We start from the raw sequence: 14,002 nt of genomic DNA, 5'->3' as shown, positions 1-14,002 counted from the left end.
AGGGTGGCGGCGGTGGCGCACGATCACGCCGAGCATACCGACCGGTATGGACGGAGGGGAGGGGTCAGGGGGACACGTCCCCTCCGGCATGTCGCCCGGGGCCCGCCGGAAGAGGCCCCCGGGCGCCCGCTCCCCGAGGGTGTCCCTCAGTCCAGTACCCGCTCCAGGTAGGCCCGCAGGAGCGCGCGTGTCTCCGCGATGATCCCCTCGTCGCCCCCGGGGTCGACCCGGAAGGCCAGATGGACCAGGGTGTCGGCCGTCTCCACCGCGACCAGGAACACGCGCCGCAGGTCCTCGTCCGGTTCCCGGCCGAGATGCGCCGACAGCAGGTCCGAAAGGCGGTCCGCGACGCGGTGGTTGGGTTCGGCGCGGCGGGCGCCCACCGGGATCTGGTTGCCGAAGTCGACGAGGGAGAAGCCGGGTGCCGTGCGCTTCATGTCCAGGTACTCGTCGAGCACCGCGTCCATGGCCGTTCGCCAGCCTCCCTCGTCGCCCTCGTCGCCCTCGTCGCCCGCGTCGGCGAGCCGGCGGGCGACGCGCTCGGTGTAGCGCTCCAGGTTGCGTTCGGCGAGCGCGTCGGCCATCGCCCGCTTGTTGCCGAAGAAGCGGTACACGGAGCCGATGGGGACGCCCGCGCGCAGGGCCACGGCCCGCGTGCTCAGGGCGTCGTAGCCGACCTCGTCGAGCAGGTCGGCACAGGCGTCGAGGATCCTGGTCAGTCGTTCCGCGCTACGGCGCTGGACGGGCGCGCGGCGCAGCGATGTCGCATGGGGCACGGGCTTCATGATGCCTCTCCGCCGGGGGCCGGTGTACCTCGCCCGCCTGTACGGACATCGGTGGCCGAGGCACTCATCGGGCGCCGCGGAGGATCAGCCCGTGCCCCGCGGGCTCGGCGTCCGCCGCGCCCGCGAGCCCGTGTGCCGGGCGTTCGCCGCGGCGGTAGGGGGACGACCGGATCCGGCGGGCGGTGCACGGCACTTCCCCCTTGCGCACCCGACCCGCGAATCCTACGGTGCTACATAGGAATCCGTGACGAGGGAGCGTGGATGAGCGGGGACGCGAGGAAGACCGCGGAGGGGCTGTCGTATCTCTCCGGTTTCGGCAACGAGCACAGCTCGGAGGCGATCCCGGGCGCGCTGCCCGAGGGCCGGAACTCCCCGCAGCGCGCCCCGCTCGGGCTGTACGCGGAGCAGCTGAGCGGTACGGCGTTCACCGAGCCGAGGGCGCACAACCGCCGCTCGTGGCTGTACCGCATCCACCCCTCGGCGGCCCACCCGGCGTTCACCCGTGCCGACAACGGGACGCTCCGCTCGGCGCCCTTCACGGAGACGGTGCCCGACCCGAACCGGCTGCGCTGGGGCCCGCTGCCCGAGCCGGCCGCGGGCACGGACTTCCTCGCCGGGCTGTGGACCCTCGGCGGCAACGGCGACGCCACCCAGCGCACCGGCATGGCCGTGCACCTCTATCACGCCAACGCCTCCATGGACCGTGTCTTCAGCGACGCCGACGGCGAACTGCTGATCGTGCCCGAGCGCGGCGGGCTGCTGCTGCACACCGAGTTCGGGATGCTGAAGGTGGACCCCGCCGAGGTCGCGGTGATCCCGCGCGGCGTCCGCTTCCGCGTGGAGCTGCTCGACACGGGGTCCGCCGACGGGCAGGGCCCTGCCGCCCGCGGCTACGTCTGCGAGAACTACGGCGCCCCCTTCCGTCTGCCCGACCTCGGTCCCATCGGCGCCAACGGCCTGGCGAACGCCCGTGACTTCCGGGCGCCGGTCGCCGCGTACGAGGACGTCGAGGGCCCCGTCGAGGTGGTGAACAAGTTCTGCGGCAACCTCTGGACGGCCGTCTACGACCACTCGCCGCTGGATGTCGTCGCCTGGCACGGAAACCATGTGCCTTACATCTATGACCTCCGCCGGTTCAATGTGATCGGCACCATCAGCTACGACCACCCCGACCCGTCCATCTTCACGGTGCTGACCTCGCCGAGCGACACCCCCGGACTGGCGGGCGTCGACTTCGTTGTCTTCGCGCCGCGCTGGCTGGTGGGCGAGGACACCTTCCGGCCGCCGTACTTCCACCGGAACGTGATGAGCGAGTACATGGGGCTCATCGAGGGCGCCTACGACGCGAAGGCGGAGGGCTTTGTACCGGGCGGGGGCTCGCTGCACAACATGATGTCGGCGCACGGCCCGGACCGGGAGACGTTCGAGAAGGCGAGCGCGGCCGAGTTGCGGCCCCACAAGGTCGACGACGGGCTGGCGTTCATGTTCGAGACCCGCTGGCCGGTGACCCTGACGCCGCACGCGGCGCGCGCGGAGCACCTTCAGCGCGGATACGACGATGTGTGGCAGGGCCTCGAACGCCACTACCGCCCGTTGCACTGAGCGTCGCCGACCGGTACGGATAGCCCGTGACCTCCTTTGCCCCCGATTCGATCGTCCTGAACCGCAAGCTGCCGCTCTGGTACCAGGTGTCGCAGTCGCTGCGCGCCTCGATACTCGGCCGCTCGCCCCGGGACCCGCTGCGCCTGCCCACCGAGGAGCAGTTGGCGGGGCACTACGGGGTGAGCGTGCTGACGATGCGACAGGCGCTGAAGGAGCTGGAGGACGAGGGCCTGATCAGCCGCCACCGGCGGCGCGGCACGTTCATCGAGCCGAGCGCCACAAGAGGTGCCCCGGTGCGCCTGCTGGGCTCGGTGGACGCGATCGTGGCCCAGCAATCCGGCATGACGACCGAATTGCTGGACCGGGGCACGGCGCCGGTGCCGGCCGAACTGGCCGAGTACTTCCCGGATCTGACCGAGGTGGCGGCGTATCACCGGCTGCGCAGCGACGAGAAGACGGGCGAGCCGACCAACCACGCGCGCAACTACGTCCGTCCCGAACTGGCCGAGCGCATCGATACCGAGGACTTGGCGCGGTGGCCGATGACCAAGGTGCTGCGGGACGCGGTCGGCGCGGACATCAGCCGCATCACGGACACGGTCCAGGCGCGGCTCGCGGATCCGGAGACGGCGCAGCTGCTGGATGTCCCGCTGCTCAGCCCGATCCTGCACTACACCGGGGTCACCTACGACACCTGCGGGCGCCCCCTCGACGTGGCGGTGATCCACTACCGGGGGGACCGCTTCTCCTTCACGGTCACCCTCGAGGCCACCTGAGCACGTCGTACGATGCCGGGCGTGACGCACGACGACGCTCCGCTGCTCGCGGACCTCATGCCGTGGTCCGTCGCACCCCTGCGGCCGGGCCGCGCCTGGCCGTCGGCTCCCGACGCGGCCTGTCTGAAGGCGCGGTGGGACGCCCTGCTGAAGGCCGAGGGGCCCGGCCGTGAGGCACTGTTCGAACCGACGCGCTCGCGCACCCTGCACTCGGCGGTCGGACAGCTGCCGGGCCGGTCCGGCGGCACGGAGAAGCTGGCACGCGCCGTCGGCCCCTGCCCGGAGCCGGTACGCGTCCTGGCCGCGCCCTTCGACGAGCAGTGGCTGATCCCCGACCACCGCCTCATCGACACCGCCCGGCCCGAGCTGTGGCGGGTTGCGGACGAGCACCAGATCTTCGCCGTGGAGACGGCCGCCGACCCGGCCGGCCCCGCCCTGCTCGCGACCTCCCTTGTGCCGCTCCTGCGGCCCGGCCCCATCCGTCCGCTGTACCGCCGCCCCCGAGGCGCCGAACCCAACCTGGCGCCCGGCCTGCTGGAGCACCTGCACGGCCGTCTGGGCAAGAGGCCCACTCCTGTGGACGTTCTCGCCTGGACCATGGCGGCGGTACGCCCCGGTCCCGACGGGCTCGCCGTCCCCCTCACCGAGAGCCCCGAGCACTGGTCGCGTGGCGTGGAGCTGGGCCGCCGCATGCTGTGGCTGATGCGCCGCGACGGCGAACGCCCCAAACTGCCGGGCGGCAGGCGCCCGTACGTCCGCGCCCCGCTGCCCGCTCGGCCCTTGACCCTGCACTACGACCCCGACGAGGAAACCCTCCGCCTCGACGAGGGACGGATCTCCCCGGTGCCGCCGGAGGCCTGGGAGTTCGAGGCGGGCGGGACCCGGGTCCTGGAGCAGTGGTTCGCGGCCCGTACCACACAGGGTCAGCCCGGCACACTGACGGAGATCCGCCCCGGGACCTGGCCGCAGGCCTGGACGTCGGAGCTGCTGGAACTGATCACGGTGCTGGCCCTGCTCGCCGAGGTGCGGTCGCAGCGTGAGGCGTTGACCCTCGGCGCGCCCGTCACGGCCGCCGACCTGCGCGGGGCGGGCGTCCTGCCGGTCCCGGGCGCGGCCCGCCGCCCCGCCTCCGTGCTCGATCACCAGGAGGAGGGGCCTGAAGGGCAGTTCGCGCTGCTTTAGGGAGCCTCAGCACCACGCCCGCCCGGCGGGAGGGGGTCCGACATCGGCCGGGCCGGGTCCTTGGGCTCGAAGGCGTCGAGCACGCGTTCCACCACCCGCTGGAACACCGCGTCCAGGTCGACCGGTCCGGAGCCTTCCGTCAGGACGGCGGCCAAGCGCGGGTAGGCACCGGTCGCGAGCTGTTCGCCGAGGTAGGCCATGCGGATCGCCTGCTCCTGCTCCGCCGACCACGGCAGGGAACGGGCGCGCTCCGCGGTGGCCAGCTCGTTGGAGACCGCCGTCGTCACCACCCCGTTCACCATCGCGATGAGCTCCAACTTGGTGGAGGCGGGCGCCTTCAGCGGTTCCAGGCAGGCCAGGCAGTGCTCCAGGTAGCGCAGCGCCTTGGGGCTGAAGGCGTGGTGACCGGAGATCATCCGCGGCAGCCAGGGGTGGCGCAACGCCGTCGGCGCCGTCACCCGGGACCCCACCCTCACCCTGCCGCGCCTGGTGCGCGAACTCGACGCGGCGGGCGTGCCGTTGCTCGACGCGAGTATCAGGCCGCCGACCCTGGACGACGTCTTCCTACGCCTCACGGGCAGCAAGGAGCTTGCGGCATGAGCACACTGGCGTACGACGGCACCGCGATGCTGGGGCGTCAGCTGAAGCGGATCCGCAACAACCCGGGCCTGGTGATCCTGACCCAGACCATGCCGATCACCATGCTGCTGTTCTTCGGATACGTCTTCGGCAGCGCGGTCGCGATGCCCGGTGAGCGGTACCGCGCCTTCCTCGTCCCCGGGCTGCTGGCGGCCACGGCCGCGGGCGGGCTGACCACCGGGATGCTCCAGACCTCCCAGGACGCGCACCGGGGCGTGATGGACCGTCTGCGCACACTGCCGATGAGCCGGGCGGCCGTACCGCTCGGGCAGGCGGTGGCCGACCTCGTGGTCTCGGCCGCCGGGACGGTGCCGCTGCTGCTGGTCGGACTGGCGGTGGGCTGGCGCATCCAGGGGTCCGTGGCACAGGTGGCGGGCGCGCTCGGCCTGTTGCTGGTGTTCCGGTTCGCCTGCACCTGGGCCGGAATCCTGCTCGGCATGCTGCCCCGCAACGAGGAGGCGGCGGGACAGCTGGCCAGCACGACCTTCGTGCTGCCGCTGCTGTCCACCGCGTACATCCCCGCCGACGGCATGCCCGGCTGGCTGCGCACCCTCGTCGAGTGGAACCCGATCAGCGCGGTCACCGCCGCCGTGCGGCACCTCTTCTCCCCCGGGCTCTCGGCTTCGCTCGAGCAGGGAGGTGCTCCCGTCGTGCGGGACGCCGCCTGGCCGGTGGCCCACCCCATTGCCGGGTCGCTGGCCTGGTGCGCGGTGCTGATCGCGGTGTTCGCGCCGACGGCCGTCCGCCGGTACGCGTCCCCGGTGACGACCTGCTGACAAGTCCCTCCGCCGCAGGACATGATCCAGGCCATGGATCGTCTGCCCCTGCCCCAGGAGGGCCCCCCGCTGCCCCTGGAGGGCCTCACCGTCGTCGCCGTCGAACAGGCCGTCTCCGCCCCTTTCGCCACCCGCCAACTCGCCGATCTCGGCGCCCGGGTGATCAAGGTCGAGCGGGTCGACGGCGGCGACTTCGCCCGTGGCTACGACACCGCCGCCCGCGGTCTGGCCTCGCACTTCGTGTGGTGCAACCGCGGCAAGGAGTCGATCGCCCTGGATCTGAAGGACCCCCGGGGCCTGGACGTCGTACGGCGGCTGATCGCGGACGCGGACGTGTTCGTGCAGAACCTGGCCCAGGGAGCCGCGGCCCGGCTCGGCCTGGACGCGGCCACCCTGTGTGCGGCGCACCCGAGGCTGGTGGCCGTGGACATCTCGGGCTACGGGGCGTCCGGGCCGTACGCGGACAAGCGGGCGTACGACATGCTCGTGCAGTGCGAGGCGGGGCTGGTGTCGGTCACGGGGACGCCCGGGCAGCCCGTCAAGGCGGGCGTCCCGGCGGCGGACATCGCGGCGGCCATGTACGCGTTCTCCGGTGTGCTCGCGGCGCTCGTCCGGCGGGGCACCACCGGACGCGGCGGCCCGGTGGAGATCTCCATGCTGGAGGCGCTCGCGGAATGGATGGGCCATCCGCTGCACCACACGATGCACGGCGGCACTCCACCGGCGCGCACGGGTCTCGCGCACGCCGTCATCGCTCCCTACGACGCCTATCCCACGGCGGACGGCGGCAGGGTGCTGCTGTCCGTGCAGAACGACCGGGAGTGGCGCCGGCTCGCCGAGCAGGTGCTGGGGCAGCCGGAGCTGGGGGACGACCCCGCGTACGCCACGAACGCGGCGCGGGTCGCCCACCGGGAACGCACGGACGCGCTCGTCGGCAAGGCGCTGAGCGCGCTGAAGGCCGACGAGGCGATGGACCGCCTGGAGCGGGCGGGCATCGCGTGCGCGCGCCTGAGGGACCTGCGGGAGCTGGCCGGGCATCCGCAGCTGGCGGCCCGGGACCGGTGGCGGGAGGTGGGGACGCCGGTGGGGCCGCTCAGGGCACTACTGCCGCCGATCACGCTGCCGGGCGGGAACGAGGCACGCATGGGGGACGTGCCCGCGCTCGGGGAGCACACCGAGGCGCTGCTGCGTGCCGTGGGGATGACGGACGCCGAGATCGCAGCGTTGCGCCGGGACGGTGTGGCGGCCTGAGCGCGGGCCCTGTGCGCCCGCGTCGCGGGCGCCGTGAGGAGCGCCGGTGGCGCTCAGTGCCCGCCGAACAGCGATCGGCGCAGACGGCGCAGCGGCGCGAAGAGCGAAACCTTGCTCACGCGCGCACGCCTTCCGCTGCGCTCGTGCGCGGTGCCACGTGCGGTCAGCTCACGCATCAGGGACGTCGCCTCGGCCGTCTCCCGCTGCGGTACGGCAGGGCCCGCCAGCACCGAGAGATGGCGGTCGAGACGCGCACTGGTCGCACTGCTCCCGCAGGTGATCGCAGGGACCCTCGCCCTGCTGCGCACTGTTATCTGTTCCATGTCACTCCCCACCCGTACGAGTCCACCCGGCCCGGGCAGGCTAACCCTATCGTTCCCTCGGGGCACGCGGGTATCACGGGCACAGGATTCACCTTCTCCGTAAGGGGGTTGACGGCTACTCTCCGAATCCGACGGATTGCAGGGCGAGTTGGACAACTGGCTGGCCGGTCGGCTGTGCTGAGCCACCTTCGGGTTCCACGGTCACGGCGAGTGACGTCGCCGAGGTGCTCAGACCGCTCGCGACCAAGGGCGTGTCGCCGTGGAACAACCCGAGGGAGCGCGGTTGCACGTCGGGGCGCATCAGCCAGAGCTGATGCACGCGCCCGCTCGGCGGCGCGTCGAATCCGCTGAGGGTGACGACAGCGCGCCCCTCGGAGGCGGAGGCGATTACTCCGATTCCCCGGCCCCTGGCGTCCCGGTCACTGGTCGCACGGGCGTCGGGGGCTGCGAGAACGTGGGCGATCTCACGTGCCTGCGCCCGCTCGGCGTCGAGTCTGCCCTGCGTCTGCGTCGCCTGCACGGCGAAGAGCGCGGCGACGACGAGGGCCGCCGCGGCCGTCGCGGTGGCGAGCGGGGCGAAGAGGGGGCGCATCCGCGGTGCACGGGCGCGCGCGGGCGGCGGGGCGGCTCCCCAGACGTGCGGCGGCAGATGCGGCGCGTGGGCACGGGGCACGTCGTGCGCGGGCGCGGGGTCCTGAGGGGTGTTCCGCACGGCGGTCAGGACGCGGTCGCGCATGCCGGGCGGGGCCAGGGCGGCGGTGGACCAGGCGAGGCGCACGGCATCCTCGGACAGGGCCCGCACCTCGGCGGCACAGCGCTCACAGCCGGCTGAGTGCCTCTCGAAGCGCACGCGCTCGGCGGGTTCCAGGGCGTCGAGGGCGTAGGGGGCTGCCAGGGAGTGCAGATCCTCGCGGCGCAGCAGGCGGTCGAGGATGCTCATGCGGCTCCTCCCAGGCATTCGCGCAGCCGGGTGAGTCCGTCGCGCATCCGCGTCTTGACCGTGCCGAGCGGCAGTGAGAGCCGCTCGGCCACCTCACGGTACGTGTAACCGTCGTAGTAGGCGAGCGTGACGGACTGGCGTTGCAGGGCAGTGAGACGGTCCAGGCAGCGGCGCACCCATTCGCGCTCCAGGCCGGCCTCCACCTCCTCGGCGACATGGTCGAAGGCCGGGTGGTGGGCGCGCCTGGCTTCGCGCTGCTCGCGTTCGCCGGCGGCGCGGGCGCTGCGGACCCGGTCGACGGCGCGGCGGTGCGCGAGGGTGAGGATCCACGAGAGGGCGCTGCCGCGTCCGGGGTCGAACCGCGGGGCCGAGCGCCAGAGTTCGAGCAGCACCTCCTGGGCCACCTCCTCCGACTGCGCCGGATCCCGTACGACCCTGCGCACCAGGCCGAACACCGGCCCGGACACCAGTCCGTACAACTCCTCGAAGGCCTTCTGGTCACCTCCGGCCACGAGGACCAGAAGTTCGTCCGCCTCCACTCACAACCCCCTCTCCGCCGCCGCGCACGGCCTGCTCGCGTCACTGTGGCACGTGCCGCGCCCGCTCTTCCGCTGGGATACGGATCAGCTGGGCGAAAACGCGGGTCGAGCAGGCACGAAAAGATTTTCCGGTTCCACCAATCCGCCTCGGGGGCCGCTCCGAATCACGGTGCGTCAGGCAAGTTGGCACTGAGGACGGACGGCATGACACCTATCTCCAGGAGCGGCGCGGGGCGCAGGAGTATCGCGACCCTCATCTGTGGTGCGCTGGCCGTCGGCGGGCTCGCGGCCGCCGGCGTGACCGCGCTGGAACCGGGGGCGGCCTCCGCCTCCTCCCACCGGGAGGCTCCGCTCATCTCGGGGCAGCCGCAGTACGACAACACCGACCTGTACGCGTTCGTGAGTCCGGACAAGCCCGACACGACGACGGTCATCGCGAACTTCGTCCCGTTCGAGGAACCGGCGGGCGGCCCGAACTTCTACACGTTCGCGGACGACGCGCAGTACGACCTCCACGTCGACAACAACGGTGACGCCCAGAGCGAGCTGATCTTCCGCTACACGTTCAAGACCCACCGCAAGAACGGGAACACCTTCCTCTACAACACCGGTCCGGTCACCAGCCTCGACGACCCCGACCTGAACATCACCCAGACGTACGACATCGACCTGCTCAAGCTGCACCGGCAGAAGCTGGTCTCGCGCACGAAGCTCGCGGACGACGTGCCCGTCGCGCCGTCGAACGTCGGCAAGGCGTCGATGCCGGACTACGGCAAATTGCGCGACCAGGCCGTCCATCGGCTCGCGGGCGGTGCCACGACGTTCGCCGGACAGGCGGACGACCCCTTCTTCGCGGATCTGCGCGTCTTCGACCTGCTGTACGGCGGGAACCTGTCGGAGGTCGGCAACGACACGCTCAAGGGCTACAACGTCAACTCCCTGGCGCTGCAGGTGCCGAACGACTACATCCGCGAGTCGGCGCACCAGCCGGTCGTCGGCATCTGGTCCACGGTCCAGCGCAAGGACGCGCGGGGCGACTGGTCGCAGGTGTCCCGTCTGGGCAACCCGCTGGTCAACGAGGTCGTCAACCCGCAGAAGGACAAGGACAGGTTCAACGCGTCCTCGCCGTGGGACGACGCGCGGTTCCTGAAGAACGTGACCAACCCGGAGCTGCCGAAGCTCATCGAGGCGATCTACAAGATCAAGGCGCCGGCCGAGCCGCGCAACGATCTGGTGGACGTCTTCCTGAAGGGCGTGAAGGGCCTCAACCAGCCGCCGAACGTGCGGCCGGCGGAGGAGCTGCGGCTCAACACCTCGATCAAGCCCGCCGCCTCCCCGAAGCGGCTCGGTGTGCTGGACGGCGACAACGCGGGCTTCCCGAACGGGCGCCGGCTCACCGACGACGTGATCGACGAGGCGCTTCAGGTGGTGGAGGGCGAACTGGTCGGCTCCAAGAACGATCTGGGCGACGCGGTGGACGCGAACGACCAGAAGTTCGGGCACTCCTTCCCGTACCTGGCCCAGCCGACCTCGGGCTCGCGCGGTCCGCTGGCGAAGGGCACCGGCAACAACGTGCGCAACCAGCTGGGTGACGGGCTGGTGCCGACCGGTTCCAGCGGCCCGGACACCACTCTGATCGCGACCTCCGCGGCGGCGGGTGTGGCGGGTGTCCTGCTGGTCGGCACGGCGCTGACGTGGTGGCGCCGGCGCTCCCGCTACCGGGCGTACTGACCCGTCCGCCGGACGGGACCGACCCCTAGGGGGTTTCGTTCGGATCCGTTCGGACCGGTTCGGATCAGGCCGCGGCGTCCGGTGCAGGGGGCACCTCCCAGCGGTGGCCGGGGGAGCATCGCAAGGCGGAGGGCCGCCCGCGTACTGGATGTACCCGGGTGCTCCGACAGCGCGGCGAGGTGCCGCACCGGGCGTCGCGGACCCGGGCTGGTCCGAACGAAACCCCCTGGTCCCGTCCCCCTCGACCGGCGCGGCCCGTACCCACCCATCCCCCACGGCGCGGGCCGCGCCACCCGCATTACCGCAACGACCGTTTCCGCCCAGGACAGTGAGGAGAGGGCATGTCCCCGCGTAGGAACCAGAGCGCGCCGGAGAGCGGGCACGGCGACCGGCCGGAGGCCGGCCCGGCGTCACCGACGCCCCGCGCGGCGGAGACCAGGCCCGAGGAGGGTGCCGCAGGAGCAGCGGCGTGCGCCGCGGGTGCCTCCACGGTCAGCGCCGCCGAACCCCTCGGCGGTGGTGAGCGGGTGGCCGCACTACGGAGGTTCTCCGCGGCCGGGCGGCGGTGGCGTGCCGTGCGACTCTCGCTCTGCGCCGCCTCGTTGGCCGTCGCGCTCAGCGCGGGCGCCGTAGTCGTCGCCGCCGTACGGGACGGCGGCCGTACCGCCCCGGTGGCGTCCACGCCGAGCGGGTTCTCCCCCGAACTCCTCGCCGGCGGTGACCTCGATGCGAGCATCCGGTCCCTCCAGGCCCATCTCCGCGCCCAGCCACGCGACTTCGGCGGGTGGGCGGCCCTCGGCCTGGCCTACGTCGAACAGGCGCGCACCAAGGGCGACCCCTCCCGCTATCCGCAGGCACAGCGCGCGCTGGACCGCTCGCTGGCGCTCCGCCGGGACGACGACGCCGCGCTCGCCGGCCGCGCCGCCCTCGCCGCGGCACGCCACGACTTCACCGGCGCCCTGAGGTACGCGGACCTCGCCCTGAAGCAGAACCCGTACAGCGAGCGCGCCTTGTCCTCGCGTATCGACGCGCTCGTCGAACTCGGCCGCTACCCCGACGCCTCGAAGGCCGCCGACCTGGCCGACGCACGGCGTCCGGGCGTCCCCGTCTTCACCCGCTACGCCTACGTCCGCGAACTGCGCGGCGACGTGCGCACCGCGCGCCGGGTCCTGGAGCAGGCCCTGAGCACGGCCACGAGCCGTGGCGACATCGCGTACGTGGCCACCGCGCTCGGTCAGCTCGCCTGGAACCAGGGGCGGTACGACACCGCCCTCGACCACTACGCGCGTGCCCTGGCCGCGGACGAGAACTATCTCCCCGCGCTGGAGGGCCGGGCCCGCGCCCAGGCGGCCCAGGGCCACACCGGCGAGGCGATCCGGGGCATGGAGCAGGTCGTCGACCGCTCTCCGCTCCCCCAGCCGCTCGTGGAACTCGGCGAGTTGTACGAGGCACGCGGCAAGGCGGGCGACCGGGCCAAGGCCCGCGACCAGTACACCCTGGTCGACGCGTGGGTCTCGCTGGCCCGCGCGAACGGTGTCGACGCCGACCTCGACACCGCTCTCGCCGCCGCCGACCACGGGGACCGCGAGGCCTCGCTCAGGGCCGCCCGCGCCGAGTGGGCACGCCGTCACACCGTGCACACCGCGGACGCCCTGGCCTGGGCTCTGCATGTCAACGGCCGTGACCGGGAGGCCCTCCCCTACGCCCGGCAGGCCACGGCCACCGGTTACCGCAACGCGGTCTTCGTCTACCACCGGGGCATGATCGAGCGGGCCGTCGGCCTGGCGGACCGGGCCCGCGCCTCGCTCACCTCTGCCCTGAGCCTCAACCCCGGTTTCTCCCCCCTGGGCGCTCGTGAGGCCCGCAAGGCCCTGGAGGCGATGAAGTGAACCTGCGTCGCGTCGCCGCCTCGGGCGCCGCCGCCCTGACGGCGGCCTGCGCGCTCCTCCTGGTGCCCGCCGGCCCCGCCAGCGCCCACCCGCTCGGCAACTTCACCGTCAACCGGTACGACGGCCTGGTCGCCGCCCCGGGACAGTTGCGGGTCGACCATGTGGAGGACCTGGCGGAGATCCCGGCCACCCAGGCCGCACCGGACCTGAAGAGGCTCGGCCTCAGCGAGTGGGCCCGGCGACGGTGCGCGCGGGCCGCACAGGGCAGCGGCGTCACCGTGGGCGGGCACACGGTCCCGCTGACCGTCGGCACGAGCCGTGCACAACTGCGGCCCGGCCAGGCGGGACTGCACACCCTGCGCGTGGAGTGCGGTCTGAGCGCGCCCCTGCCGGAGGCGGACACCGTGACGCTCGGCTTCCACAGCGCGGGCGCGGCCACCGGGCCCGGCTGGCGGGAGATCACCGCGCGCGGCGACCGTATGACGCTCACCGCGTCGGACGTGCCGAGGACGTCCGTGTCCCGGGGACTGACCGACTACCCCAAGGAACTGCTCTCCTCGCCCGCCGACACCGTCAGGGCGTCCCTGCGGGTGCGCCCGGGCGGTCCCGCCCTCGCCGACGACCGGCGTGACGCGCCGGGAGCCGCCGTGCTGCCGCGCGGTGCCGACCGGTGGACCCGGGCACTGGACAACCTCGTCGCCCGGCACCGCCTCACCCTCGGTTTCGCCGCGCTCGCCCTGGTCGTCGCGGTCGGTCTCGGGGCGATGCACGCGCTGGCCCCCGGCCACGGCAAGACCCTGATGGCCGCCACCGCGGCGGCCCGCGGCGGCCGGACGAGGCTCAGGGACGTGCTGCCGCTGGCCGCTTCCGTGACCGTGACCCACACCCTCGGGGTGGTCGCCCTGGGACTGCTGGTCACGGCGGGCTCGGCCGCGGCGCCGTCGGTGATCGCATGGCTGGGCCTGGCCAGCGGAGTCCTGGTGACCCTGGCGGGCGCGTCGCTCGTACGAAGGGCGTGGCGCAACCGGGTCCCCACACACGGCCACGACCACGCGCACGGCGACCACGCACATGACGACCACGCGCACTCGGACCATCCGCACGAGCACCCGCACGACCACGAACGCCCACACGCCCACCCACACCCCCACTTCCACTCCCACCCCCACGGCGTCCCCCACACCCACGGCGGCGTCACCCACACCCACCCCATCGCCCCCACCCTGCGCGGCACCCTCCTCCTCGGCTTCGCCGGCGGGCTTGTGCCCAGCCCCTCCGCCGTGGTCGTCCTGATCGGCGCCGCCGCGCTCGGACAGGCCTGGTTCGGGCTGCTGCTCGTCGTCGCCTACGGCGTCGGACTGGCCCTGACACTGACCGCGGCGGGGATCGCGGTGGTCAAGCTGGGCAGCGGGGTGAACCGCGTCCTGGACCGGCGGCCCCGCTGGACCCGGAGCCCGACGGCCGCGCTGGTGCGCAGGACCGCGCCCCTGGGGTCCGCGTGCGTCGTGGTGGTCCTCGGGGCCTCACTGGTGTTCAAGGGGGCGGCATCCGCACTGGGTTGAGCTACTT

Annotated in this window: 12 protein-coding genes and 2 pseudogenes; 9 read left to right on the top strand and 5 right to left on the bottom strand. The window is 72.9% G+C overall.

Annotated features, from left to right (window positions below; translation table 11 throughout):
• Positions 1-146: 146 nt before the first annotated feature.
• On the bottom strand, positions 147-785 hold the full coding sequence (locus tag ABZ823_RS07325; RefSeq protein ID WP_361654952.1) for a TetR/AcrR family transcriptional regulator: 639 nt from the start codon (positions 783-785) through the stop codon (positions 147-149).
• A gap of 261 nt (positions 786-1,046) precedes the next feature.
• Between ABZ823_RS07325 and hmgA the strand changes: the two genes are divergently transcribed.
• From hmgA to ABZ823_RS07310, 3 genes are read left to right on the top strand one after another with little or no spacing between them, the layout of a single operon-like run.
• Positions 1,047-2,387, top strand: coding sequence for a homogentisate 1,2-dioxygenase (gene hmgA / locus ABZ823_RS07320; protein ID WP_361654949.1), 1,341 nt, complete (start codon positions 1,047-1,049; stop codon positions 2,385-2,387).
• 26 nt (positions 2,388-2,413) lie between these two features.
• A complete protein-coding gene (locus ABZ823_RS07315; RefSeq protein WP_361654946.1) occupies positions 2,414-3,163 on the top strand; it encodes a GntR family transcriptional regulator in 750 nt (249 codons plus the stop codon).
• Positions 3,164-3,175: 12 nt separating this feature from the next.
• The gene (locus tag ABZ823_RS07310) at positions 3,176-4,345 is read left to right on the top strand and encodes a type ISP restriction/modification enzyme (protein WP_361654943.1); all 1,170 of its coding nucleotides are present in this window, start codon (positions 3,176-3,178) and stop codon (positions 4,343-4,345) included.
• On the opposite strand, the pseudogene ABZ823_RS07305 reads toward ABZ823_RS07310, so the two are convergent.
• A pseudogene (locus tag ABZ823_RS07305) lies at positions 4,342-4,782 on the bottom strand (TetR/AcrR family transcriptional regulator C-terminal domain-containing protein); the annotation flags it as partial. The gene ABZ823_RS07310 and the pseudogene ABZ823_RS07305 sit on opposite strands and share 4 nt — an antisense overlap.
• On the opposite strand from ABZ823_RS07305, the pseudogene ABZ823_RS07300 reads away from it, so the two are divergent.
• The 3 genes and pseudogenes from ABZ823_RS07300 to ABZ823_RS07290 all read left to right on the top strand — a co-directional run.
• Positions 4,781-4,945 (top strand): annotated as a pseudogene (locus tag ABZ823_RS07300) (daunorubicin/doxorubicin resistance ABC transporter ATP-binding protein DrrA); the annotation flags it as partial. The pseudogenes ABZ823_RS07305 and ABZ823_RS07300 overlap by 2 nt on opposite strands.
• Complete coding sequence (locus ABZ823_RS07295) at positions 4,942-5,760, top strand: ABC transporter permease (RefSeq protein ID WP_361654940.1); 819 nt, start codon at positions 4,942-4,944, stop codon at positions 5,758-5,760. The pseudogene ABZ823_RS07300 and the gene ABZ823_RS07295, both read left to right, overlap by 4 nt.
• Positions 5,761-5,793: 33 nt before the next feature.
• A complete protein-coding gene (locus ABZ823_RS07290; protein ID WP_361654937.1) occupies positions 5,794-7,011 on the top strand; it encodes a CaiB/BaiF CoA-transferase family protein in 1,218 nt (405 codons plus the stop codon).
• Positions 7,012-7,064: 53 nt separating this feature from the next.
• On the opposite strand, the gene ABZ823_RS07285 is transcribed toward ABZ823_RS07290, so the two are convergent.
• The 3 genes from ABZ823_RS07285 to ABZ823_RS07275 form a co-directional block, all read right to left on the bottom strand.
• A complete protein-coding gene (locus ABZ823_RS07285) occupies positions 7,065-7,334 on the bottom strand; it encodes a hypothetical protein (protein ID WP_361654934.1) in 270 nt (89 codons plus the stop codon).
• A gap of 115 nt (positions 7,335-7,449) precedes the next feature.
• A complete protein-coding gene (locus ABZ823_RS07280) occupies positions 7,450-8,274 on the bottom strand; it encodes an anti-sigma factor (RefSeq protein ID WP_361654931.1) in 825 nt (274 codons plus the stop codon).
• Positions 8,271-8,813 carry a sigma-70 family RNA polymerase sigma factor gene (locus ABZ823_RS07275; protein WP_361654928.1) on the bottom strand — a complete coding sequence of 181 codons (543 nt, stop codon included), beginning with the start codon at positions 8,811-8,813 and terminating at the stop codon, positions 8,271-8,273. Before ABZ823_RS07275 ends, ABZ823_RS07280 begins: the two co-directional genes overlap by 4 nt.
• A gap of 204 nt (positions 8,814-9,017) precedes the next feature.
• Between ABZ823_RS07275 and ABZ823_RS07270 the strand changes: the two genes are divergently transcribed.
• The 3 genes from ABZ823_RS07270 to ABZ823_RS07260 all read left to right on the top strand — a co-directional run bounded on the left by ABZ823_RS07270 (position 9,018) and on the right by ABZ823_RS07260 (position 13,995).
• Positions 9,018-10,544, top strand: a complete 1,527-nt coding sequence (locus ABZ823_RS07270; RefSeq protein ID WP_361654925.1) for a DUF4331 domain-containing protein — start codon at positions 9,018-9,020, stop codon at positions 10,542-10,544.
• A 341-nt stretch (positions 10,545-10,885) separates the two neighbouring features.
• Positions 10,886-12,433, top strand: coding sequence for a tetratricopeptide repeat protein (locus tag ABZ823_RS07265; RefSeq protein ID WP_361654923.1), 1,548 nt, complete (start codon positions 10,886-10,888; stop codon positions 12,431-12,433).
• Positions 12,430-13,995: a sulfite exporter TauE/SafE family protein gene (locus ABZ823_RS07260; protein ID WP_361654920.1), complete on the top strand. Its 1,566-nt coding sequence runs from the start codon at positions 12,430-12,432 to the stop codon at positions 13,993-13,995. Before ABZ823_RS07265 ends, ABZ823_RS07260 begins: the two co-directional genes overlap by 4 nt.
• Positions 13,996-14,002: the final 7 nt, after the last annotated feature.

The sequence above is a fragment of the Streptomyces sp. NPDC047079 genome, assembly GCF_040643755.1.
Lineage (GTDB): Bacteria > Actinomycetota > Actinomycetes > Streptomycetales > Streptomycetaceae > Streptomyces.
Note: the sequence above shows the minus strand (reverse complement) of the source record. Positions and strands in the feature narration are given on the sequence as shown.